This window comes from Pseudomonas sp. LRP2-20, assembly GCF_024349685.1.
GTDB lineage: Bacteria > Pseudomonadota > Gammaproteobacteria > Pseudomonadales > Pseudomonadaceae > Aquipseudomonas.
Genome location: NZ_AP025944.1, coordinates 4280660 through 4304363, shown reverse-complemented (window position 1 = coordinate 4304363; position 23704 = coordinate 4280660). Strand labels below are relative to the sequence as shown.

The 23704-nt window shown below is 63.9% G+C and carries 19 protein-coding genes, 1 tRNA gene and 1 pseudogene; 11 read left to right on the top strand and 10 right to left on the bottom strand.

Annotation, left to right across the window (positions count from 1 at the left end; translation table 11 throughout):
- Positions 1 to 9 precede the first annotated feature (9 nt).
- Together aer and acnA are read right to left on the bottom strand one after the other, a co-directional pair.
- Positions 10 to 1575 carry a methyl-accepting chemotaxis protein Aer gene (aer, locus tag OCX61_RS19275; protein ID WP_261940950.1) on the bottom strand — a complete coding sequence of 522 codons (1566 nt, stop codon included), beginning with the start codon at positions 1573 to 1575 and terminating at the stop codon, positions 10 to 12.
- Positions 1576 to 2058: 483 nt separating this feature from the next.
- Positions 2059 to 4800: an aconitate hydratase AcnA gene (gene acnA / locus OCX61_RS19270; protein WP_261940949.1), complete on the bottom strand. Its 2742-nt coding sequence runs from the start codon at positions 4798 to 4800 to the stop codon at positions 2059 to 2061.
- A gap of 222 nt (positions 4801 to 5022) precedes the next feature.
- Here acnA and rlmM point away from each other — a divergent pair, with 222 nt between their 5' ends.
- From rlmM to pdxB, 3 genes are all read left to right on the top strand, one after another.
- A complete protein-coding gene (rlmM, locus tag OCX61_RS19265) occupies positions 5023 to 6087 on the top strand; it encodes a 23S rRNA (cytidine(2498)-2'-O)-methyltransferase RlmM (protein ID WP_261940948.1) in 1065 nt (354 codons plus the stop codon).
- A gap of 358 nt (positions 6088 to 6445) precedes the next feature.
- Positions 6446 to 6688 (top strand): sulfurtransferase TusA, encoded by a 243-nt coding sequence (gene tusA / locus OCX61_RS19260; protein ID WP_027919534.1) that lies wholly within the window; start codon positions 6446 to 6448, stop codon positions 6686 to 6688.
- Between the two features lie 60 nt (positions 6689 to 6748).
- Positions 6749 to 7891: a 4-phosphoerythronate dehydrogenase PdxB gene (gene pdxB / locus OCX61_RS19255; RefSeq protein WP_261940947.1), complete on the top strand. Its 1143-nt coding sequence runs from the start codon at positions 6749 to 6751 to the stop codon at positions 7889 to 7891.
- A 61-nt stretch (positions 7892 to 7952) separates the two neighbouring features.
- On the opposite strand, the gene OCX61_RS19250 is transcribed toward pdxB, so the two are convergent.
- Positions 7953 to 8126 carry a PA1571 family protein gene (locus OCX61_RS19250; protein WP_261940946.1) on the bottom strand — a complete coding sequence of 58 codons (174 nt, stop codon included), beginning with the start codon at positions 8124 to 8126 and terminating at the stop codon, positions 7953 to 7955.
- A gap of 202 nt (positions 8127 to 8328) precedes the next feature.
- On the opposite strand from OCX61_RS19250, the gene OCX61_RS19245 reads away from it, so the two are divergent.
- From OCX61_RS19245 to mqo, 4 genes and pseudogenes are all read left to right on the top strand, one after another.
- Positions 8329 to 10092, top strand: a complete 1764-nt coding sequence (locus OCX61_RS19245) for an ABC transporter transmembrane domain-containing protein (protein ID WP_261940945.1) — start codon at positions 8329 to 8331, stop codon at positions 10090 to 10092.
- A 128-nt stretch (positions 10093 to 10220) separates the two neighbouring features.
- A pseudogene (locus OCX61_RS27410) lies at positions 10221 to 10964 on the top strand (methyl-accepting chemotaxis protein); the annotation flags it as partial.
- Between the two features lie 165 nt (positions 10965 to 11129).
- Positions 11130 to 11897: a methyl-accepting chemotaxis protein gene (locus OCX61_RS27405; protein WP_410011120.1), complete on the top strand. Its 768-nt coding sequence runs from the start codon at positions 11130 to 11132 to the stop codon at positions 11895 to 11897.
- Positions 11898 to 12082: 185 nt separating this feature from the next.
- A complete protein-coding gene (mqo, locus tag OCX61_RS19235) occupies positions 12083 to 13666 on the top strand; it encodes a malate dehydrogenase (quinone) (RefSeq protein WP_261940943.1) in 1584 nt (527 codons plus the stop codon).
- A gap of 52 nt (positions 13667 to 13718) precedes the next feature.
- Here the strand turns inward: mqo and OCX61_RS19230 are convergent.
- Positions 13719 to 13795: transfer RNA gene (locus OCX61_RS19230), tRNA-Pro, on the bottom strand.
- Positions 13796 to 13876: 81 nt separating this feature from the next.
- Positions 13877 to 14098 (bottom strand): YgdI/YgdR family lipoprotein, encoded by a 222-nt coding sequence (locus OCX61_RS19225; protein WP_110631211.1) that lies wholly within the window; start codon positions 14096 to 14098, stop codon positions 13877 to 13879.
- Positions 14099 to 14263: 165 nt separating this feature from the next.
- Between OCX61_RS19225 and moaB the strand changes: the two genes are divergently transcribed.
- Positions 14264 to 14803: a molybdenum cofactor biosynthesis protein B gene (gene moaB / locus OCX61_RS19220; RefSeq protein ID WP_261940942.1), complete on the top strand. Its 540-nt coding sequence runs from the start codon at positions 14264 to 14266 to the stop codon at positions 14801 to 14803.
- Positions 14787 to 16013 (top strand): molybdopterin molybdotransferase MoeA, encoded by a 1227-nt coding sequence (locus tag OCX61_RS19215; RefSeq protein WP_261940941.1) that lies wholly within the window; start codon positions 14787 to 14789, stop codon positions 16011 to 16013. Before moaB ends, OCX61_RS19215 begins: the two co-directional genes overlap by 17 nt.
- Here OCX61_RS19215 and OCX61_RS19210 read toward each other — a convergent pair.
- On the bottom strand, positions 16002 to 17249 hold the full coding sequence (locus OCX61_RS19210; RefSeq protein WP_261940940.1) for a glycosyltransferase family 4 protein: 1248 nt from the start codon (positions 17247 to 17249) through the stop codon (positions 16002 to 16004). The genes OCX61_RS19215 and OCX61_RS19210 overlap by 12 nt on opposite strands.
- 51 nt (positions 17250 to 17300) lie before the next feature.
- The gene (locus tag OCX61_RS19205) at positions 17301 to 18755 is read right to left on the bottom strand and encodes a mannose-1-phosphate guanylyltransferase/mannose-6-phosphate isomerase (RefSeq protein ID WP_261940939.1); all 1455 of its coding nucleotides are present in this window, start codon (positions 18753 to 18755) and stop codon (positions 17301 to 17303) included.
- 307 nt (positions 18756 to 19062) lie between these two features.
- Between OCX61_RS19205 and yegS the strand changes: the two genes are divergently transcribed.
- Positions 19063 to 19950 (top strand): lipid kinase YegS, encoded by an 888-nt coding sequence (yegS, locus tag OCX61_RS19200; protein ID WP_261940938.1) that lies wholly within the window; start codon positions 19063 to 19065, stop codon positions 19948 to 19950.
- Here the strand turns inward: yegS and OCX61_RS19195 are convergent.
- From OCX61_RS19195 to OCX61_RS19185, 3 genes are all read right to left on the bottom strand, one after another.
- Positions 19934 to 20593 carry a response regulator gene (locus OCX61_RS19195; protein ID WP_261940937.1) on the bottom strand — a complete coding sequence of 220 codons (660 nt, stop codon included), beginning with the start codon at positions 20591 to 20593 and terminating at the stop codon, positions 19934 to 19936. The two genes, yegS and OCX61_RS19195, sit on opposite strands and share 17 nt — an antisense overlap.
- The gene (locus OCX61_RS19190; RefSeq protein ID WP_261940936.1) at positions 20590 to 21480 is read right to left on the bottom strand and encodes a sensor histidine kinase; all 891 of its coding nucleotides are present in this window, start codon (positions 21478 to 21480) and stop codon (positions 20590 to 20592) included. Before OCX61_RS19190 ends, OCX61_RS19195 begins: the two co-directional genes overlap by 4 nt.
- Before the next feature lie 389 nt (positions 21481 to 21869).
- On the bottom strand, positions 21870 to 22382 hold the full coding sequence (locus OCX61_RS19185; protein WP_261940935.1) for a histidine kinase: 513 nt from the start codon (positions 22380 to 22382) through the stop codon (positions 21870 to 21872).
- Between the two features lie 346 nt (positions 22383 to 22728).
- On the opposite strand from OCX61_RS19185, the gene OCX61_RS19180 reads away from it, so the two are divergent.
- Positions 22729 to 23664, top strand: coding sequence for a chemotaxis protein CheV (locus OCX61_RS19180; RefSeq protein ID WP_261940934.1), 936 nt, complete (start codon positions 22729 to 22731; stop codon positions 23662 to 23664).
- The last annotated feature ends 40 nt before the right edge of the window (positions 23665 to 23704 follow it).

Genomic DNA, 23704 nt, shown 5'->3' with positions numbered 1-23704 from the left:
GCAACCGGCCTAGCGGTTGAAGCGCTCCACCAGCGAGTACTGGCTGCCGGCAGTGCTGGTCAGCTCTTCACTGAGCTGCGCCGAATGCTGCGCCTGGACGGCTGTCTGGTCCGCCAGTTCGGCGATGGTGCTGATGTTGCGGCTGATCTCGTCGGCCACCGCAGTCTGCTCTTCGGTGGCGGCGGCGATCTGGGTCGCCATGTCGGTGATGTTGGCCACCGCTTCGCTGATCCCGACCAGTGCCTGGTCGGCCTGCATGACGCGGTCCACGCCTTCCTGAGCCTGGCGGTGGCCGGCTTCCATGGTCTGCACGGCGTTGTTGGCCGTCTGTTGCAGCTTGGCGATCAGGCCGTGAATCTGCCCGGTCGATTCGGCGGTGCGTTGGGCCAGCTGGCGTACCTCGTCGGCGACCACGGCAAACCCACGGCCCATCTCACCGGCACGGGCCGCTTCGATGGCAGCGTTGAGCGCCAGCAGGTTGGTCTGGTCGGCAATGCCCTTGATCACGTCGACCACGCCACCGATTTCGTCGCTGTCCTTGGCCAGTTGGGTCACGGTCTGGCCGGTTTCGCCCACGGCTGTAGACAGGCGCTCGATGGCATCGCGGGTTTCACCGGCGATCTGCCGGCCCTGGCTGGTCAGGCGGTTGGCTTCCTGGGTGGCGTCAGCAGTGCGTTGCACATGGTTGGCCACTTCCTGGGTGGTGGCGGCCATCTGGTTGACGGCGGCAGCGACCTGTTCGGTCTCCACACGCTGCCGCTCCAGGCCCGAAGAACTCTTGTGGGCCAAGGCATCGGACTGGCGGGCCTGGTCGCTGAGGTGCTCGGCACTGTCCTGCAGGCGGGTCAGGCAGGTTTTCATGCGCGCGTCCTGGCTGAGCATGGCCATCTCGAGGCGTGCCTGCACCCCACGGCTGTCGGTGAACATCTGCGCGATCAGCGGGTCGGAGGTGGTCTGTTCGGCCAGGCGCAGCAGGCGCTTGAGGCCACGCTGCTGCCAGCCCAGGCCGAGCAGGCCGAGCGGTACCGACAGGCCGGCAGCCAGCGCAAAGCCCCACCAGTGGCCGAGCCAGTTGCCGATCAGGAAACCAACCTGGCTGACCAGGATGAACGGCAGCCAGTCCTGCAGCACCGGCAGCCAGCGGTCACGGCGCGGGATGGCAGTCTTGCCGTCGTTGATGCGCTGGTACAGGGCTTCGGCGCGGCGGATCTGCTCGGCGGTGGGCTTGACCCGCACCGACTCGAAGCCGACGACCTGGTTGTTCTCGAAAATCGGAGTGACGTAGGCGTTTACCCAATAATGATCGCCGGATTTGCAACGGTTCTTGACGATGCCCATCCACGGCAAGCCTTGCTTGAGGGTTTGCCACATGTGGGCGAACACCGCAGTCGGTACATCGGGGTGGCGAACCAGGTTGTGGGGGGCGCCAATCAGCTCATCGCGGGTGAACCCGCTGATCTCGATGAATGCATCGTTGCAGTAGGTGATCACACCTTTGGCATTGGTGGTGGAGATCAACCGTTGTTGGGCAGGGAAGGTCCGTTCCCTTTGGGTAATCGGCTGGTTGTTACGCATGGCTTGAGTAATCCGCAAGGCTTTCGACTGATATCGGCAAGCCACTGGTTTTATTGAATGGATATTTAATTTACTTGATCTGGGGCAGTTGGCCGGTATTCAGGGTGCGCTATGAAAACCGGGGTTTTCGCAGTAGATGCGGCTTTATTGCCTTTGTTTGTGACCGTTTGCTGATAGTTAGCACTCATGATGACTGACCGGCCATTAAAGTGCTACTGCGATGTGCCTGGCTTGGGATTCTCAGCGCCTGTGAGATCGAGCGCCGCCCGCGCGGCGCATCGCGAGCTGCGCTCGCTCCTACGTTTGTTTCGGGCCAGTAATGCCTGTGACAGGCGCGCGCGACCGCCTGGTTTGTACGACTCGGCGTCCGCGCGCAAATTCCGCAGGAAAAATTGGCCCGAAACAAACGTAGGAGCGAGCGCAGCTCGCGATGCGCCGCGCGGGCGGCGCTCGATCTCACAGGCGCTACACCTTCCAAGCCAATCAGTTGCGTATCATCTGCCGCAACACGTAGTGCAAAATCCCGCCCGACTTGAAGTATTCCACCTCATTGAGCGTATCGATCCGGCACAGCACTTCGATCTGCTGCTGTTGCCCATCCTCGCGCGTGATACGCAGCGGCAAGCTCATGCCTGGCTTCAGCGTGGCGCCAGCCAAGCCCAACACATCGATCCGCTCCTTGCCGGTCAACCCCAACTGCTTGCGGTCGTCGCCAGCCTTGAACTGCAGCGGCAGCACGCCCATGCCCACCAGATTGGAGCGGTGGATACGCTCGAAACTCTCCGCCAGCACCGCCTTGACCCCCAGCAGGTTGGTACCCTTGGCCGCCCAGTCGCGGCTGGAGCCGGTGCCATATTCCTGGCCGGCGATCACCACCAACGGCGTGCCCTCGGCCTGGTAACGCATGGCCGCGTCATAGATCGACAGTTTCTCGCCGGTGGGCACATACAGCGTGTTGCCACCTTCTTCGCCGCCAAGCATCTCGTTGCGGATGCGGATGTTGGCGAAGGTGCCGCGCATCATCACTTCGTGGTTGCCGCGCCGTGAACCATAGGAGTTGAAATCGCGCGGTTGCACGCCCTTCTCGCGCAGGTAGTGCCCGGCGGGGCTGTCGGCCTTGATATTGCCGGCCGGGGAGATATGGTCGGTGGTCACCGAGTCGCCGAGCAGGGCGAGGATATGTGCCCCTTGAATGTCCTTGATCTCGGGCAGCGGCCCGCCGATGTCGTCGAAGAACGGTGGGTGCTGAATATAGGTGGAATCGTGCTGCCATACGTAAGTCGCCGCCTGCGGCACTTCGATGGCTTGCCACTGGGCGTCGCCGGCGAACACCTCGGCATACTCTTTGTGGAACATGGCCGTGTCGACCTTGGCGACGGCTTCGGCTATTTCCTGCTGGGTGGGCCAGATGTCGCGCAGGTACACCGGTTGGCCATCCTTGCCAATGCCCAACGCATCCTTGGTCAGGTCCACACGCACGCTACCGGCCAGGGCGTAGGCCACCACCAGCGGTGGCGAGGCCAACCAGTTGGTCTTGACCAGCGGGTGCACGCGGCCTTCGAAGTTACGGTTGCCCGACAGCACCGAAGCGACGGTGAGGTCGGCGTTGCCGATGGCTTTTTCAACGGCTTCATCCAGCGGGCCGGAGTTGCCGATGCAGGTGGTGCAGCCGTAGCCGACGAGGTCGAAGCCGAGCTGGTCGAGGTAGGGGGTGAGCCCGGCGGCATTGTAGTAGTCGGTGACCACCTTGGAGCCGGGCGCCAGCGAGCTCTTGACCCACGGTTTGCGCTGCAGGCCTTTTTCCAGGGCCTTTTTCGCCACCAACCCTGCCGCCATCATCACGCTGGGGTTGGAAGTGTTGGTGCAGGAGGTGATTGCGGCGATCACCACGGCGCCATGACGCAGGGTGTGTGTCTGGCCGTCGTGGCTGTAGTCGATCTCGCCGGCCTGGTCGGCATTGCCCACCGCCACGCCACCACCGCCTTCGCTTTCCAGGCGTCCGACTTCCTTGGCCAGCACCTTGGGCTGCTGTTCGATGAAGTGGTTGAAGGCCTGGCTGACCTGGCCCAGCGCGACTCTGTCCTGGGGCCGCTTGGGCCCGGCCAGGCTGGCTTCGACCTCACCCATGTCCAGCGCCAGGGTGTCGCTGAACAACGGCTCCTGCCCTGGCAGGCGCCACAGGCCCTGGGCCTTGCAGTATTGCTCGACCAGCTGCACGGCTTCGCCAGGGCGTCCGGACAGGCGCAGGTAATCGAGGGTCACCTCATCGACCGGGAAGAAGCCACAGGTGGCGCCATACTCCGGTGCCATGTTGGCGATGGTCGCGCGGTCGGCCAGCGGCAGGTCGGCCAGGCCGTCACCGTAGAATTCGACGAACTTGCCGACGACGCCTTTCTTGCGCAGCATTTGCGTCACGGTCAGCACCAGGTCGGTGGCGGTGATGCCTTCGCGCAGCTTGCCGGTGAGTTTGAAGCCGATCACTTCCGGGATCAGCATCGACACTGGCTGGCCAAGCATGGCGGCTTCCGCCTCGATGCCACCTACGCCCCAGCCGAGTACGCCGAGGCCGTTGATCATGGTGGTGTGCGAGTCGGTGCCGACCAAGGTGTCAGGGAAGGCGTAGGTGCGGCCATCGGCGTCGCGGGTCCAGACCGTGCGCCCAAGGTATTCCAGGTTGACCTGGTGGCAGATGCCAGTGCCCGGCGGTACCACACGGAAGTTGTCGAAGGCGCTCTGGCCCCAGCGCAGGAAGGCGTAGCGCTCGCCGTTGCGCTGCATCTCGATGTCGACGTTCTCGGTGAAGGCCTGTGGCGTGGCGTAGCGGTCGACCATCACCGAATGGTCGATCACCAGGTCCACTGGCGACAGTGGGTTGATCCGCTGTGGGTCGCCACCGGCCTTGGCCATGGCGGCGCGCATCGCGGCCAGGTCGACCACCGCTGGCACGCCGGTGAAATCCTGCATCAGCACGCGTGCCGGGCGGTACTGGATCTCGCGATCGGAGCGCCGGTCCTGCAGCCAGCCGGCGAGGGCGCGCAGGTCATCGGTGCCGACGGTCTCGCCGTCTTCCCAGCGCAGCAGGTTTTCCAGCAGTACCTTGAGCGACATGGGCAGGCGTTGCAGGTCGCCCAGCTGCTGGCTGGCGGCGGCGAGGCTGTAATAGTGGTAGGTGCGGTCAGCCACCTGGAGGGTCTTGAGGGTGTTCAGGCTATCGAGCGAGGGCATTGCCAACTCCTTGTGCGGCGGGGCCCGGCACTGCCGATCGTGGCCGGTGCCACCGCGCTGTTTTGGCCCGCACGGCACGGACCTGGCTGAATGGTCAGGTTAGCTCTGTTTGGCGCCCCTGACTCTTTTCTGGACCGGCGGGGCATGTCGCAGGTTCCGATCTTCCTTTATCATCGCCGCCCTGCCAGCGCCCCTGGTGCGCCAGCCGTAGTGGAGTAAGAGATGAATACCCTGTTCATGCATTGCCGGCCCGGTTTCGAGGGTGAGGTCTGCGCCGAGATCAGCGAACATGCCGCCCAGCTGGGTGTGGCTGGTTATGCCAAGGGCAAGCCGCAGAGCGCTTGTGCCGAGTTCGTCTGTGCCGAGGCCGAAGGTGCCGAACGCCTGATGGCGCAGCTGCGCTTCGCGCAACTGATCTTCCCGCGTCAGTGGGCCCGTGGCACGTATATCGAGCTGCCGGAGACTGACCGCATCAGCGTGCTGCAGGAGCATCTGGCCGGGCAACCGGTGTTTGGCAGTCTGTGGCTGGAGGTGCTGGACAGCAACGAAGGCAAGGAGCTGTCGACCTTCTGCCGTAAGTTCGAAGTGCCGCTGCGCAAGGCCCTGGAAAAGGCCGGGCGGCTGGTCGACAACCCCAGCCTGCCGCGCCTGTTGCTGACTTTCATCAGCGGCCGCCGGGTATTCGTTGGCGTGGCCGAGGCGAACAACAGTGCGCTGTGGCCGATGGGCATCCCGCGCCTGAAGTTCCCGCGTGAGGCACCCAGCCGTTCTACCCTCAAGCTGGAGGAGGCCTGGCACCAGTTCATCCCGCGCGACCACTGGGAGCAGCGCCTGGGCGACGACATGACTGGGGTTGACCTGGGTGCTTCGCCGGGTGGCTGGACCTATCAGCTGGTGCGCCGTGGCATGCTGGTCACCGCCATCGACAACGGGCCGATGGCCGAGAGCCTGATGGACACCGGGCTGGTGCAACACCTGATGGCCGATGGTTTCACCTGGCAGCCGAAGCAGCCGGTGGACTGGATGGTCTGCGATATCGTCGAGAAGCCGGCGCGTACCACCTCGCTGATCGAGACCTGGCTGGGTGAGGGGTTGTGCCGTGAAGCGGTGGTCAACCTGAAGTTGCCGATGAAGCAGCGCTATGCCGAGGTGCGCCGCTTGCTGGACCGCATGGAAGCGACGTTCAGGGCGCGCAAGGTCAAGGTGTCGATTGCCTGCAAGCAGCTGTATCACGATCGAGAGGAAGTGACTTGCCACCTGCGCAGACTGGACCTGAAACCGCGTTGAGGTTGTCAGGTGCATGCCTGGAGTGTTGCAGTGCCTGGGAGATCGAGCGCCGCCCGCGCGGCGCATCGCGAGCTGCGCTCGCTCCTACGTTTGTTTCGGGCCAGTTATTCCTGGGGGATTTGCGCGCGGACGCCTTGGCGCATGGCGCGATATCGCGTCGTACCCACAAGGCGGTCGCGCGCGCCTGGCACAGGCGTTACTGGCCCGAAACAAACGTAGGAGCGAGCGCAGCTCGCGATGCGCCGCGCGGGCGGCGCTCGATCTCGACGCCCACGCACCACTTAAGGCATGCACCAGCGCCCCCTCTTGGTCGGCACAACCAGATGCGCCACAATAGCGATCATTTGCGGAGCCTCCCATGACCGATTTCACCCCCGATGCCATCCTCGACGCCACCGGCCTCAACTGCCCGGAGCCGGTGATGATGCTGCACCAGCACGTGCGCAACCTGGCGGCCGGCGGCCTGCTCAAGGTCATCGCCACCGACCCGTCGACCCGCCGTGACATCCCCAAGTTCTGCAACTTCCTCGGCCACGAATTGCTGCAACAGCAGGAAGAGGCAGGCACCTACCTGTACTGGATCCGCAAGAAAGCCGACTGAACCGCGCTGGAACCCACCTCCCATAGCGCCTACACTGCGCTCCCCAGACAGGAGAGCGCCATGCTGATAGTTGCCGACGAGAATATCCCGCTGCTCGATGCCTTCTTCGAAGGCTTCGGCGAGATCCGCCGTTATCCCGGCCGCAGCCTCGACGCCGCCAGCGTCAAAGACGCCGATGTGCTGCTGGTGCGCTCGGTAACCAAGGTCGACCGGCAACTGCTCGAAGGCAGCAAGGTGCGCTTCGTCGGTACCTGCACCATCGGCACCGACCACCTGGACCTGGACTACTTCGCCGCGGCGGGCATCCACTGGAGCAGCGCGCCAGGCTGCAATGCTCGCGGCGTGGTCGATTACGTGCTGGGCAGCCTGCTGACCCTGGCCGATCTGGACGGCGTGGCACTGGCGCAACGCACCTACGGTGTGGTGGGCGCCGGTGAAGTCGGTGGCCGCCTGGTGCGTGTGCTGCACGGCCTGGGCTGGAAGGTGCTGGTCTGCGACCCGCTGCGCCAGGCCGCCGAGGGCGGCGACTACGTCAGCCTCGCGACGATCCTCGAACAGTGCGACGTGATCAGCCTGCACACCCCGCTGCAGCGTGGCGGTGAGCATCCGACCTGGCACCTGCTCGGCGCAGCACAGCTGGCACAGCTGCGCCAAGGCGCCTGGCTGATCAACGCCAGCCGCGGGCCAGTGGTGGACAACGCAGCGCTGCGCGAGCTGCTGCTGGATCGCGAAGACGTGCACGCAGTGCTCGATGTCTGGGAAGGCGAGCCGCAGGTCGACCTGCAACTGGCCGACCTGTGCACCCTGGCCACGCCGCATATCGCCGGTTACAGCCTGGATGGCCGCCAACGCGGCACGGCGCAGATCTACCAGGCCTTGTGCCGCCACCTGGGCGAGGCCGAAAAGGTGCAGCTGGCCGACCTGCTGCCGCCGCCGCCGTTGGCGCACATCGAGCTGGACGGCACTGCAGAGCCGGCCTGGGCCCTGGCGACGCTGTGCCGGGCGGTGTATGACCCACGGCGTGACGATGCCGATTTCCGTCGCAGCCTGAGTGACGATGTGACCGAGCAGCGGGCGGCATTCGACCAGTTGCGCAAGCAATACCCACCGCGCCGGGAGATCGAAGGCTTGACCGTGCGCGTGCGGGGCGAGGCGCCGCAGTTGGCACAGATGGTCAGTGCCCTGGGTGGCGTTCTGGGCTGATTGCCGGTGCAGGCTGAAATAAAAAACCCGGCATAAAGCCGGGTTTCAAAGCATTCGCGCCTCAGCCGTGGCGTACTTTTTTCACGCGGCTGTCTTCCAGCTCCTTGCAGGCCTTTTGGATCATCTGCTCGGTAATCTCGATCTCGCGGCCCTGTGCATCGATGATCGAACCACAGGCCTTGGGCTGTGGCTTGTTCTGCGCTTTAACGGTATCGCTGCCATGTTGCAAGCTCATTGATTATCTCCTCCTCAGGTTCAGGCTCAGGTTAAACCTGCGCCATGAATGGCCTGTTACAAAAGTTATCGGGCACCAAGGCCTGCTCAGTCCAACAGAAAGCGCGGCAAAGCTCCAGAGGCCGGTTAGAACGATGGGCTATAGGCACTGCCGGGATGGATGAGTGGTAGTCTTCAATCTTCCTGCAATTCTGGTTCACGCCATGTCCGATCCGGCTTCCTCACGCCAACGCCGTGCCCTGCGCCTGGCCTGGCGGTTCATGCGTCCCTACCGTCGCCAGGCGCTGCTGGCCTTGCTGGCGCTGGTTGTCACCGCTGGCATCACCTTGTCCATGGGCCAGGGTATTCGCCTGTTGGTCGACCAGGGTTTCATGACCCGCTCGGCGCACCAGCTGAATCAGACCATTGGCCTGTTCCTGGTGCTGGTGCTGGCCCTGGCGGCAGGCACGTTCAGCCGCTTCTACCTGGTGTCATGGATCGGCGAGCGCTGCGTTGCCGACATTCGCCGCGCGGTCTTCGATCACCTGGTGGGCCTGCACCCAGGCTTTTTCGAGGACAACCGCAGCTCCGAGATCCAGTCAAGGCTGACTGCCGACACGACCTTGCTGCAGTCGGTGATCGGCTCGTCGCTGTCGATGTTCTTGCGCAATGCGCTGATGGTGATCGGTGGCGTGGTGCTGCTGTTCATCACCAACCCCAAGCTCACCAGCATCGTAGTAGTGGCGTTGCCGCTGGTGCTGGCACCCATCCTGCTGTTTGGCCGGCGGGTGCGCAGCCTGTCGCGGCAGAGCCAGGACCGGGTGGCCGATGTCGGCAGTTATGTGGCCGAGACCCTGGGGCAGATCAAGACCGTGCAGGCCTACAACCACCAGGCACGCGACCGCGAGCTGTTTGCCGGTACGGTGGAGGCCGCGTTTGCCGTGGCCCGGCAACGTATCGCCCAACGCGCCTGGCTGATTACCCTGGTGATCGTGCTGGTGCTGGGCGCGGTCGGGGTGATGCTATGGGTAGGCGGCATGGACGTGATCGCCGGGCGCATTTCTGCAGGGGAGCTGGCAGCGTTCGTGTTCTACAGCCTGATCGTCGGCAGTGCCTTCGGTACCCTGAGTGAAGTGATTGGCGAATTGCAGCGCGCCGCCGGGGCTGCCGAGCGCATAGCTGAACTGTTGGCAGCGCAAAGCACGATCCTGGCCCCTGAGGCGCCCGTGACGCTGGCACAGCAGCGCGCCACGGGACGCATCGAACTGCAGCAGTTGACCTTTGCCTACCCCTCGCGGCCCTCGGTGGCCGCCATCGACCACCTCAGCCTGACCATCGAACCCGGCCAGACCGTGGCGCTGGTAGGGCCGTCGGGGGCGGGCAAGTCGACCTTGTTCGACCTGCTCTTGCGTTTCTACGATCCGCAACAGGGGCGCATCCTGCTCGATGGCCAACCGATCACGGCGCTGGCCCCGGACGACCTGCGCCGCCAGTTCGCCCTGGTGGCGCAGCAACCGTCACTGTTTAGTGGCACGGTCGAGGCCAACGTCCGTTACGGTCGGCCCGAGGCGACCTTTGCCGAAGTCGAGGCGGCAGCCCGCGGCGCCCATGCCGACGAATTCATCCGGCAACTGCCGCAGGGTTACCAGACGCCACTGGGCGAGGGCGGCGTTGGCCTTTCCGGTGGCCAGAAGCAGCGCCTGGCCATCGCCCGGGCGCTGCTGGTGGATGCGCCGATCCTGCTGCTGGACGAAGCCACCAGCGCCCTCGATGCGCAAAGCGAGCACCTGATCCAGCAGGCGCTGCCAAGCCTGATGGCCGGGCGTACCACGCTGGTCATCGCGCACCGCCTGGCCACGGTGCAGCACGCCGACCGTATCGCGGTGATCGACAAGGGGCGTGTGGTCGCGGTCGGCACGCACCGGCAGCTGATCGAGGAAAGCCCGTTGTACGCGCGCCTGGCCGAGCTGCAGTTCACCACGGGCTAGGCGTCGAGCATCTGTAACATTTCTGTAGCAATTGCCTGAGAGTATTGATTTCAACTGTTGCGTAAGTGCTCGACCTGGCTGCTATCGATCGATGGCAGCTTTTTTTTGGCCTGCGAACGAGGACAAGGATGTCTGTCGCGGCGCTGCAACGGCGCGCCGTTTCCTTATTCCTTGTTCCGAGATCCACGATGTTGCGTAAATCACTCAGCGTGCAAATTCTCACCCTGCTCGGTGGCAGCCTGGCGGCGATGCTGCTGATCGCCCTGGTGTGCTTCCAGTTCCTGTCCTCCAGCGTGCGTGGCTACGCCGAACTGGTCGATGGGCCGCTGCGGGCCTCGCAGTTGATCGACGAAGCCAACCTGCAGTTCAAGATCCAGGTGCAGGAATGGAAGAACGTGCTGCTGCGCGGCCGCCAGCCAGCCGAGCTGGACAAGTACTGGCAGCAGTTCCAGGCCCGCGAGCAGCAGGTTCAGCAACTGCTCGGGCAACTGATCGACAGCAGCGACGCCACGCTCAAGGCACCGTTGCAGCAATTGCGTGACAGCCATCGGCAGTTGGGCCAGGCCTACGCGCAAGGGCGCCAGGCGTTCCTTGCGGCCGGTGGCGATCCGCTAGCCGGCGACCAGGCAGTGAAAGGCGTGGATCGGGCTGCCAGCGAGCAGATGAGCGCGCTGGTCGAGCAATTGCGCGCTGAGGCCGGTGGCCGTGCCGCCGCGATCAATGCCGCAGCCCAGCGCACCGTCTGGCTGGGTATCCTGGTGATGCTCGGTTCGGCGTTGCTGGTTGGCCTGCTCAGCCTGTGGCGGGTCAACCGCAGCCTGATCGAGCCGATCCGCCAACTGATCGAATACGTGGCGCAACTGAGTCAGGGCCACTTCGCCGCGCGCGTCGAAAGCCGTCGCGAGGACGAACTGGGCCGCCTGGCGCGTGCTGCCAATACCCTGCGCGACTTCCTTGCCGAAACCGTTGGCCGCCTCAAGGACAATGCCCAGGAACTGGAAGGCGCCAGTGGCCAGTTGCGCACCATTGCCGGTGACATGGCCCGCGGCACCCATGACCAGTTCCAGCGTACCGACCAGGTGGCCACGGCCATGCATGAGATGTCTGCCACGGCCCAGGAAGTGGCCCGCCACGCCGCCGAGGCCGCCCGCGCCGCCGATGATGCCGATCACAGTGCCCAGGCAGGCGAACAAGTGATGCAGCAGACCATCGACATCATTGGTGTGGTCAACCGCGAGATCGCCGGCACGGCTGCGGTAATCCGCGACCTGGAGCATGACAGCTCACGCATCGGCAAGGTGCTGGAAGTGATTCGCGGCATCGCCGAGCAGACCAACCTGCTGGCCCTCAATGCCGCCATCGAGGCGGCCCGCGCCGGGGAGGCCGGGCGTGGTTTTGCCGTGGTCGCCGATGAGGTACGCAGCCTGGCGCAGCGTACGGCGGCGTCGATTGCCGAAATTCACCAGATCATCGAAGCCGTGCAATCGGGTGCGGTGGAGGCGGTCAAGGCCATCGAGAGCGGCCAACAGCGCAGCGAGGAGGGTGCCGAACAGGTGCAGCAGGCCGGGCAGATGCTGCAGCGCATCACCCTGGCAGTGGAGGCGATCCGCGACATGAACCGGCAGATCGCCACGGCGGCCGAAGAGCAGACCAGCGTGGCCGAAGACATCTCGCGCAACCTGATCGAGATTACCCGGATTGCCACGGCCAACCAGGAGGCTGTGCAGCATACCGAGCAGGCTGGGCAGCGCCTGCATGGGCTGTCGGGGCAGTTGGGTGACGTCACCTCGCGGCTTACCGCCTGATGATGGGGGGCGGGGCCGCGCAGCGGCCCCAGGGGGAAACCCGCCATCTGGCAGGGAAAACGGTTTCCCTGTGGCGGAATGTCGCCATGCGACTCGCTGTCACGCCCGTATTCATTGGCCCAAACCCAGTTGGCACGCTAGCTGCTCTGTGCGGCGCGCGTGTACACAACAACTGGACAACATCAATGAAGAAATTCCTGCTGACGTTCCTCTGCCTGGGCGTCATCGGCTGCTCCAAACCCGAAGCACCTGAGAAGACCGTCGATGTGCTGCTGATCGGCGGTGGCATCATGAGTGCGAGCCTGGGTACCTACCTGACCGAGCTGGAACCGAACTGGAAGGTCGGCGTCTACGAGCGCATGGACCAGGTCGCCGAAGAAAGCTCCAATGCCTGGAACAACGCCGGTACCGGCCATTCGGCGTTCTGCGAGCTGAACTACACCAGCGAAGGCAAGGACGGCAGCATCGATATCAGCAAGGCCGTCGGGGTCAACGAGCAGTTCGAGATTTCCAAGCAGTTCTGGGCCTACCAGGTCGAGCAGGGCGTGCTCAGCAACCCGAAGTCGTTCATCAACAACGTGCCGCACATGAGCTTCGTCTGGGGTGACGAGAACGTCGCCTTCCTGCACAAACGCGTTGCCGCCTTGCAGCACAGCTCGCTGTTCCGTGGCATGGAAATCAGTGAAGACCACGAACAGATCCGCAAGTGGGTGCCGCTGGTGATGGAAGGGCGCGACCCGCAGCAGAAAGTGGCCGCCACGCGCATGGCCATCGGTACCGACGTGAACTTTGGCGAAATCACCCGCCAGCTGTTTGCCTCGATGACCCGCAACCCCAACGTCAATCTGCACCTGAGCCATGAAGTGCGCGATATCGTGCGTAACGCAGATGGCACCTGGAAGGTGCTGGTGGCTGACCTTGCCCACGGCGGCAAGGAGGCCAGCGTCAATGCCCGGTTCGTGTTCATTGGCGCCGGTGGCGGCGCGCTGAAGCTGCTGCAGAAGTCGGGCATCCCTGAAGCGGACGGTTATGCCGGCTTCCCGGTTGGTGGCCAGTTCCTGATGACCGACAACCCGGATATCGTCGCCCGCCACAAGGCCAAGCTGTATGGCAAGGCTTCGGTCGGTGCGCCGCCGATGTCGGTACCGCACCTGGACACGCGGGTGATCGATGGCCAGGAGGTGTTGCTGTTCGGCCCGTTCGCGACCTTCTCCACCAAGTACCTCAAGCACGGTTCGTTGCTGGACATGTTCGCTTCGCTGACCCGCCACAACATCCTGCCGATGATGAACGCCGGGATCGACAACCTCGACCTCAGCACCTACCTGATGGGCCAGCTGATGCTCAGCTTCGACGACCGCATGCAGGCCCTGCGCGAGTATTTCCCCAACGCCAGGAACGAAGACTGGAAGCTGCTGCAGGCTGGCCAGCGTGTGCAGGTGATCAAGAAGGACCCGGTGCGCGGTGGCATCCTGCAGTTCGGTACCGAAGTGGTGGCTGCGCAGGACGGCAGCATCGCCGCGCTGCTGGGGGCTTCGCCGGGCGCCTCGACAGCTGCACCGATCATGCTGACGGTGCTGGAAAAGACCTTCAAGGACCGCATCAAGACGCCCGAGTGGCAGGCGCGTCTGAAGGCGATCGTGCCTAGCTATGGGCAGAAGCTGAACAACGACATCGAACTGACCAACCGCACCCGTGAGTGGAGCAGTTCGCGATTGCAGTTGCTGTATGTGCCGGTGCAAGCGGAGCAGGTGACAGCGGTCAACTAGTTTCCATGGCACAACAAAAAGCCCGCGCAAGGCGGGCTTTTTGAAAAGATTTTGGTCGGAGAGACAGGATTCGAACCTGCGGCCTTCTCGTCCCGAACGAGACGCGCTACCTGGCTGCGCTACACTCCGATGAACAAAATCCTACTGCATAGATTTTTCGGGTGCAAGCCCTTGTTGTTTAAAGGGCTTATGCCAAAAAAAGCACTCGGATCAGAGTTCCTTGACGGTGCGGATCTGGTCTTTGTTCAGGCGCGTGCGCTTGCCGTCGAGCTGTTCGAACTCGTAGAAACCGGAGTCCTCGTCATAGGAGGGGGTATCCACTGCCTGGATTTCGCGGCCGTCGTTCAGGGTGATCACGGTCGGCGATGCGCAGCCAGCGAGGGCGCCAAGGCCCAGGGCGAGCAGGAAGGCGGGAAGGGTCCGTTGAATCATCGTGTTTCTCCAGTGCGATGGTGCAAGATGACTTTATGACGCGGGGCGTCCACGCAAGTTCCTTTTACATTCCAGCATAGCGGCAAGCCCGGGATATTGACCTGTCTGCCTGCACTGCCGCCTGTGATATAACTGCGCCATCCCCTTTCCCTGCGACGGACACCCATGAAAGCCAAGGCAGATATCCCCTTCGTGGCGCTGAACATTGCCGTGCTCACGGTCAGCGACACCCGTACCTTTGAAACCGACACCTCCGGGCAGACCTTCGTCGACCGCCTCACCGCCGCTGGCCACAAACTGGCCGCGCGCGTGCTGCTCAAGGACGACCTGTACAAGATCCGCGCCCAGGTCGCCACCTGGATCGCCGACGACAGCGTGCAGGTGGTGCTGATCACCGGTGGGACCGGCTTTACCGGCCGTGACAGCACGCCAGAGGCTGTCGCCTGCCTGCTGGACAAGCAGGTCGAGGGCTTCGGCGAACTGTTCCGGCAGATTTCGGTGGCCGATATTGGCACCTCCACCGTGCAATCGCGCGCCCTGGCCGGCCTGGCCAACGGCACCCTGGTGTGCTGCCTGCCGGGCTCGACCAATGCCGTGCGCACCGGTTGGGACGGCATCCTCGCCGAACAGCTGGATGCCCGCCATCGGCCGTGCAATTTCGTTGCTCACCTGAAACAGGCAGCGGCCTGTGACAGCCGTGGCTGAGGTGCCGACTGCCCGGCCTCTGATGCCGGTGGAAGAGGCCCTGGAGCGCCTGCTGGCGCTGGCCGAGGCTGCGCCGATCAAGGACACCGAACAGGTCTCGCTGGCCGAAGCCGAAGGCCGTGTGCTGGCCACCGAACTGGTGGCCACGCTCGACCTGCCGCCGTGGCCGAACAGCGCCATGGACGGTTATGCCCTGCGCCTGGCCGACCTGCAGGGCGAGCCGTTGCCGGTCAGCCAGCGGATCTTCGCCGGGCACGCGCCTGAACCGTTGCAGCCCGGGACCTGTGCGCGGATTTTCACCGGCGCGCCGATGCCGGCCGGTGCCGACTGCGTCGAGATGCAGGAAAACACCCAAGTGCTGGAAGATGGCCGGGTGCGCTTCCTCGAAGCGCTGGCGCTTGACCAGAACGTGCGCCCGCAAGGCCAGGAAACCCGCAAGGGCGAACAGGTGATGGTCGCCGGCACGCGGCTCGGGCCCATCGAACTGGGCCTGGCGGCGACCCTGGGTCATGCGCATTTGCAAGTGGTACGGCGGGTGCGGGTGGCGGTGCTGTCCACCGGCGATGAGCTGGTCGAGCCTGGCCTGCCGCTGGGCCCGGGGCAGATCTACAACAGCAACCGGCGCCTGCTGGTCAGCTGGCTGCAGCGGCTGGGCTGCGAAGTGCGCGACATGGGCATTCTCCCCGATGACCTGGAGCGTACCCGCGAGTGCCTGGGCGGCCTGGGTGATGTCGACCTGATCCTGTCCACCGGTGGCGTTTCCGTGGGCGAGGCCGACTACCTGGGCGCCGCACTGCGCGAAGCGGGTGAGCTGGCCCTGTGGAAGCTGGCGATCAAGCCTGGCAAGCCGCTGACGTTCGGGCATTACCGCGGCGTGCCGGTGATCGGCTTGCCCGGCAACCCGGCGTCGACCCTGGTCACCTTCGGCCTGCTGACCCGGCCCTACCTGCTGCGCCGCCAGGGTGTGGCCGAGGTCACGCCGCTACGCTTCGATGTGCCTGCGGGGTTCGAGTGGACCAAGGCCGGCACCCGCCGCGAGTACCTGCGCGCGCGTATCGACAATGGCCAGGTGCGTATCTACAAGAACCAGAGCTCCGGCGTGCTTCGCAGCGCTGCCTGGGCCGAGGGGCTGGTGGAAGTGCGTGAAGGCAGCACGCCGAAGCCGGGCGACAGCGTGCCGTTCATACCGCTGAGCGAACTACTCGGCTGAGCGCCCGAGCCAGGCGCCACGGCCTTGCGTGGCGTCGGCCGGTGCCGACTGGGTGAGGCGCATATGCACCGTTTCCAGTTGCTGGGCGGCCACGCTCCAGTCGTGTCGATTGCGGGCGAACTGGCGGCCGGCCTCGCTCAGCTGGCACATGCGCCACGGCTGGTTGAGCAGTTGCGTGATCAGCAGCGCCAACTGGTCGCCGTCATCACTGCCCAGGTAATGCTCGCCGTTGTTGGCGGCCAGGCCTGAAACGCCTTTGTCGGTGCTGATCACCGGCAGCCCGGCGGCCATGGCTTCGAGGATCTTCACCTTGGAGCCACCGGCATAGCGCAACGGTGCGAAGAACAGCGCGGAACGCCGTTGCAGTTCACGCAGGTCGGGGCGATAGCCGACCCATTCGATGCGGGGGTCGTTCCAGCGCAGTTTCCAACTGATCGGCATGGCATGCCCGGCGATGGCCAGGCGTACTGCCGGATTGCTCATCCACACCTGGGGCAGGATGTCTTCCAGGGCCCATTCGATGGCCTCGACATTGGCGGCGTACTCGAAGTTGCCGACGAACAGCAGCCTTTGGCTGTGAAGCGCCGGCTGGACGTTCTGGTAGTAGTCGCAATCGACGCCATTGACCACCACGTTGACCGGGCGGCCGCTGACCTGGCTGATCAGCTCGGCATCGTGCGGGCTCACGGCCACCACTTCGGTGGGCTGGCGCAGCACGCGCTGCTCCCAGCGCCGATAACGCCAGCGGTCGAAGGCGTTGAGCGGGCGTAGCCACAGCGGCAGGCGGTCATGGCAGGCGGCACCGGTTACTGATTCCAGGTTGTGTTCGCTGAGCATGTACGGCAGCTCACGTGCCTGCAGCGCTTTTTCGAAAGGCTGGAAGCTGTAGCTGTGTTCGATCTGGATAACGTCCCAGGGCTCGTCCAGCAATTGTTCGAACTGGTGCCGCAAGCCGGGAGCGAGGCCATTGATGATGGCCCGCATCGGGTAGTCGATGATTGGCGAGGCGAGCAGGTTGAGCGGGCTGTGCAGCGGGCGCCGGGGCAGCACGATCAGGCGTTCGAGCAAGGGTTCGAGGGCTTCGCGGGCGGCATCGCACAAGGGGATCTTCGACTGCACCAGCAAGGTGATCCGGTGACCCTGCTGCGCGAGGGCGCGCAGCAGGTGGTATTGCCGGGTCTTGCTGCCACTGGTGGTGGGCCAAGGCAGGTAGGGCAGTGTCCAGAGAATGCGCATGAACCGGAAACCTCGCTGAAGGCTGCGGACAAAAAACGCGTCCGCCAGCCCTCAGCCGATGGCTGCCGCCGGGACGCGTCCGTAAATATCAGTAAAGCGCACGATGTCGTCTTCGCCCAGGTACTCGCCGCTTTGTACTTCGATCATCACCAGGTCGATGACGCCGGGGTTGGTCAGGCGGTGGGTGCGGCCGGGTTTGATGAAGGTCGACTCGTTGGTGTCAAGCAGAAACTCCTCTTCGCCGTTGGTCACGCAGGCCATGCCGCTGACGATGATCCAGTGCTCGCTGCGGTGATGGTGCATCTGCAGCGACAGCGATTCGCCGGGGCGTACCATGATCCGCTTGATCTTGAAGCGCGGGCCTTCTTCGAGCACGGTGTACATGCCCCAGGGGCGGTTGACCGTACGGTGCAGGCGGTAGGCTTCATGGCCCTGGTGCTTGAGCTGCTGGGCAATCACCTTGACCTCCTGGCTGCGAGCAGCGTCGGCGATCAGCAGGGCGTCGGGGGTGTCGATGACGATCAGGTTGTCCAGGCCGACGGCACCTACCAGGCGCTTTGGCGAGTCGATGTAGCAGTTGGTCACGTCGTGCAGCACGGCTTCACCGTTGCAATGGTTGCCGTCCTCGTCGGTGTTGCGCAGTTCGCGCACAGCCTCCCAGCTGCCGATGTCGCTCCAGCCCAGTGCGCAAGGCACCACGGCCACCTTGGCGGAACGTTCCATCAGCGCGTAGTCGATGGAAATGTCCTCGGCCAGGGCGAAGCTGTGCGGGTCCAGCTCCACCTGCAGCACCTTGTCGCCTTCCTTGGTGGCGCTCTGCGCCAGGCAGCAGGTTACGCAGGCGAGCAGCTCCGGGGCATGCGCCTGCAGCTCGGCGAGTACGGTGCCCACGCGCAGGCAGAACATGCCGGCGTTCCACAGGTGGCGGCCGCCTTCGAGGTAGTCGCGGGCAGTGAGGGCGTCGGGTTTCTCCACAAAGCGGTTCACCTGATGCGCATGCGCGCTGATAGCCTGGCCTTGCTCGATGTAACCGAAGCCGGTTTCAGCGCGGCTGGGCAGCAGGCCGAAGGTGGCCAGCCAGCCATCGCTGGCCAGTTGCCGGGCGTGCTCGACGGCACTGGCAAAGGCCTCGGCGTCCTGGATCAAGTGGTCGGCCGGCAGCACCAGCAGCACGCTGTCGTGGCCGTAATGGCTGGCACAGTGCAGCGCGGCTGCGGCGATGGCCGGGGCTGTGTTACGACCGCTGGTTTCCAGCAGGTAGTCGATGGCAAGGTTGTCTGGGTTGACCTGGCGGTACTCGTCCTGGGTGCGGAAGAACACTTCGCGGTTGGTCACCGTCAGTACTCGCTCGACGCCGGGTAGCGCCGCAGCGCGGGCGAAGGTCTTTTGCAGCAGGCTCTGGCCATCGGGCAAGCGCATGAAGGGTTTGGGCATGGCTTCGCGAGAAACCGGCCACAGGCGGGTGCCGGCACCGCCAGCGATGATGCAGGGGATCAGAACGCTCATTTCACAGCCTCGACTCTAGGCGCTGGTTATAGCGCAGTGAAGGGGAACTTAGCGACCTGTCACGGTTTTGGCGGAAAAGTCAAAAAACCGACTTTTCACTACAGCTTCATCCATGAAGGCCAAATTTTTGTCGATCATGCGCCCGATGGGAAAAGCTTTCAATGATATTTATGTGAATCCGACTGTTTTTGGCTTGACCATGCTCCAGGTCAATGGGCGACCTGGAGCAGATTTGCCGGCGCCGTGCAGCATTCCGGCGATGTTTGTGGTCGAGATCTGGACTGTACGTTCCTTACGGAGAAGCACCATGCCAAAGCGCAAGGCAATCTTGATCCTGCATGGCAAGCAGGCCATGAACGAGGCAGTGCGCCAGGCGGTGGGCGCCCTGCGCGAGCGTGGCTGGACGCTGGATGTGCGAGTGACCTGGGAAGGCGGCGATGCCCGGCGGCTGGTTGGCGAAGCGCTGGCGGCCGGCTATGGCCATGTGATCGCTGGCGGCGGTGACGGCACCTTGCGTGATGTCGCCGAAGCCATGGGCCAGGCTCGCAGCGAGGCGAGCCTGGCGCTGCTGCCACTGGGAACGGCCAATGACTTCGCCAGGGCCGCGGGTATTTCACTGGAGCCTGCCGAGGCACTGGCGCTGCTGGAGCTGCCGCCACGGCCGATCGACCTGGGCCAGGTGGGCGATCAATTGTTCCTGAACATGGCCACCGGCGGTTTCGGCAGCCAGGTTACCGCCAGCACCTCTGAAGACCTGAAGAAAATGCTCGGCGCCGCAGCCTACCTGTTCACCGGGCTGACGCGCTTCAGCGAGCTGCAGAGCGCTTCGGTGCAGCTCTCAGGGCCGGGGTTCGACTGGCAGGGTGACCTGCTGGCGCTGGGGATCGGCAATGGGCGCCAGGCCGGAGGCGGGCAGGTGTTATGCCCGGATGCGCAAGTGGATGATGGCCTGCTCGACATCGCCATCCTGCCGGCGCCCCAGGAAATGGTCGGCGCGCTGCGTGATTTGCTGGCGGGCGAGGGGCTGTTCGTGCGGGCGCGCTTGCCTTGGGTCGAGATCACGTGTTCGCAGGGGCTGGACATCAACCTCGATGGTGAGCCGCTGCAGGCCGACAGCCTGCGCTTTGCCGCAGTACCGGCGGCGCTGAAACTGCACCTGCCGCCGAATTCGCCGCTGATCAGTCGTCCAGGCTGATGATTTTCTCGCGCACGGCGAACAGTACCAGGCCGGCTACGTCGTAGATCTGCAGGCGCTTCATGATCTGCGAGCGGTGGGTTTCTACCGTCTTGATCGACAGGCCCAGGCCGGCGGCGATTTCGCGGGTGGACTTGCCGCGCACGATCAGGCGCAGGATCTCCAGTTGCCGTGCGGTGAGGTTGTGGCGGTCGACGCCTGGCTGCTTGCCGTGCTGCGCGCGCATCAGGGCCTGGTTGATCACGGTATGGGCGATGGCCGGGCTGAGGTAGCGCTCGCCATTGCGCAGGGCGGCCAGGGCCTGCTCCAGTTCGGTCGCTGTCGCATCCTTGAGCAGGTAGCCATGGGCGCCACTTTCCAGCGCCCGCATGATCAGCTCGGGGTCGGTATGCATCGACAGGATCAGCACCTTGCAGGTGTTGCCTGTGGCGCGTAACTGGGTAAGCGCATCGAGGCCGCTGGTGGAGCGCATGGAGATGTCCAGCAGAACGATGTCCGGCGCCAGTTGGCGAACCTGCTCGAGCAGTTGGTCGCCATCATCGGCTTCGCCGATCACGGTATAACCGGGGATATCGGATACCAGGGCGCGAACCCCGGCACGGATCAGCGAGTGGTCGTCCACCAGCAGCAATCTACAGGTCATGATGAAACGGTAGTCCTGGCGCGTTCATGGGTACGGGGTGGCCACGGGAACAGCACGTCGATCGTCGTGCCCAGGCCGAGCTGGCTGGTGATTGCCAGGCTGCCGTTGAGGGCGGTGGCGCGTTCCTGCATGCCTGCCATGCCGCGCTGGCCGGCTTCGGCGGGGTTGGCGGCAGGGAGGAAGCCCTGGCCGTCGTCCTGGATCGTCAAGGCAAGCCCGGCTGCGCTGCGCTGCAGGCGGATGGTCAGGTTACGTGCGCGGGCATGGCGCAGCATGTTGGTGACCGCCTCCTGGGTGATGCGAAACGCTGCCATGGCGACTTCCTCGGAAATACCGCCCAGGCGCTGATGGCATTCCAGGCTCCAGTGCACGTCGGTGTTTGCCAGGGTGCGTACCAGGTGCGCCCGCAAGCTGGCTTCGAGGCCAAGGCTGGCCAGTTGCCGCGGGTTGAGGATGGCGGAAACGTCACGCACCTTGCTCAGGGTGTCCTCGAGGGTACTGCGCAAGCTGCCACAGTGCACCTGCAAGTCGCTCGGTACTCGGCGCTGCAACCACTCCAGCTGCATTTTGGCGGCAGTGAGCAGCTGGCCGATGTCGTCATGCAGTTCGCGGCTCAGATGCTGGCGCTCGCTTTCCTGGACCTTGAGCATGCGCCCGGCCAGTTCCGCCGGGCGCAGGCTGATCGACTTGGCACCGTGGCTCAGGTGCCAGCAGACGCCAAGCGTGGCCACCAGTTGCAGGAGCAACAGGCTGGCAGGCATGCCGTGCCCGCCAGCAAACAGGACCAGGTTGGCAAGCAGCGACACCACGCACAGCAATGCCGTCGCCCAGCGCAGCAAAGTGGCGCGTGAACGGCAGCGCAGAGATATCTTCAAGCGTGGGAACATAGAATTGAGAAGCCACTGAAGTCTTGCTGATGGGGGCCGTGCACAGGTCTCGGCAAAGGCTTTGGCGCCGTGTTCGCAACAAAAGGCGAGCCTGGCTCGAGGCGATACGTGAATGGCCAGCCAGCATTTGTATGCGCGCATCTTAACACTTCGGTTCGATTTGGTCGCGGCTGGGTAATGCTTTGAAACGTCAGTATTTCCGGGCTTGAGAGAGGGTGCTCGGCAGGGTTGAAGGGTATCAAAGTGCCATTACCTGGTCACATGGCTGCCGCCGCAAGTTCAACTTGCTGAAGGCCGCTCAAGTGCAAGGACTGAACTAGTGCAGAACTCTGCTAGTTCGGGCTTGTTTGCCGCTTGAGTCATGCGCTTAGTTGCTGTTGTCAGGTGGCTTAGTGGCGCTGCGCGGGCTGGCCGGCTGAAGGCCTGGCCGACGCTGTCGGATACGTATGCACACAGTTGCTGCCGTTATCGTGGCAAGGCGCACACGTTTGCGGCAATGGCTGATTCAGGGCTGTTGCCAGTTCATTCAGCAGTGCCACCTGCTCGCAGGTATCGAGGGCAAGGCGGCCCGTGTGCACGTCGATAAGTTCCAGTTGCCAGGCTAGCAGGGTCAGGCAGGCATTCAGCGTGGGCAAGGCGTCGTTGCCCAGGCACTGGTGCTGGCAGGCAGGGGCGAGCAACTGCTGCAGGACGCTTGCATAGTGGGCGACTTCGAGCAGGCCCAGGGCGCTGGCACGGCGTGCCAGGGTCTCGAGGGCGTTGTTCAGGCATCGGCAGGCGTCCGGATCATTGGCGATCAGTTCCAGATGCTGCAGGCATTCCTGGGACTGGGTCAGCAAGACCTGAGCATCCAGCAGGAACTCCTGCAGGGTGCCGATGTTAGAGACGCTGCTGTCCATCATGACACTCCGGCGCGTTGGGCTGGAGCAGGGGATGGCCACGCCATGTCGATCGCTAGCAAAAGCCTGACTCCATTCATGCAGTGAGAATGGCGTCACATTAATGGCTAAAGGATATCGCGAACATCAGGTTGCACCTGATTGCTCCTAGGGGTTTCCCTGAGGGTGCCTCGGGTGCGACAAGTTGCCCCGGAATGGATCCAAGGTGGGCGCATCGCAGTAAAGCATGATGCTAATGTGATATCAATTGCCCTGCAGAGCATTTTTGCGCAGGGGTCAAGATGCGCAGTAAAGCGCCGATATAGTACGGATCATTTCATATTTTCGACACAACCCTGGGGGTTTTCCAATGGCTGGCATTCTCGACACGGTAGACCAACGCACGCAGCTGGTGGGTGAGAACCGTCTGGAAATCCTGATGTTCCGCCTGGCCGGTCGCCAGTTGTTCGCGATCAACGTTTTCAAGGTGCAGGAAGTGCTGCAGCTGCCCAAGCTGACCCTGATGCCGCAGCGCCATGCGTTCGTCTGTGGTGTGGTCAACCTGCGCGGGCAGACCCTGCCGGTGATCGACCTGTCCCAGGCGATCGGCATGCGCCCGCTGCAGCCGGGGCCGGACAGCACCATCATCGTCACCGAGTACAATCGCTCGGTGCAGGCGTTTCTGGTGGGAGGCGTCGATCGCATCGTCAACATGAACTGGGAAGCCATCATGCCGCCGCCTTCCAGTGCCGGGCGCCAGCATTACCTGACCGCCATCACCAAAGTGGACGACAAGTTGGTCGAGGTGATCGATGTGGAGAAGGTGCTGGCCGAGATCGTCCCGTACAACGCCAGGGTCTCCGGTGACAAGCTTGCCGACCCGGTACTGGCGCGCGCGCGTGGCCGTGAAGTGCTGCTGGTGGATGACTCCAGCGTGGCCCTGGCGCAACTGCGCGATACCCTGTCGCAACTCGGGGTGAAGCTGCATGTGGCCAGTGACGGCCTGAAGGCCCTGCGCCTGCTCAAGGGTTGGGCCGATGCGGGGGAAGATGTCTGCGAGAAACTGCTGATGGTCTTCACCGATGCGGAAATGCCTGAGATGGACGGCTATCGGCTGACCACCGAAATTCGCAACGATGCGCGCCTGCGCAGGCTGTACGTGGTGCTGCACACTTCCCTGTCGGGCAGCTTCAACGAATCGATGGTGAAGAAGGTTGGTTGCGACAATTTCCTTTCCAAGTTCCAGCCTGATCGCCTGGTCGATGTGGTCAAGCAGCGCCTGCTGCTGGATACCAGCAACGCGTGATCCCGGCGCCGGCCAGGTATAAGCTTGGCTTTTGACAAGG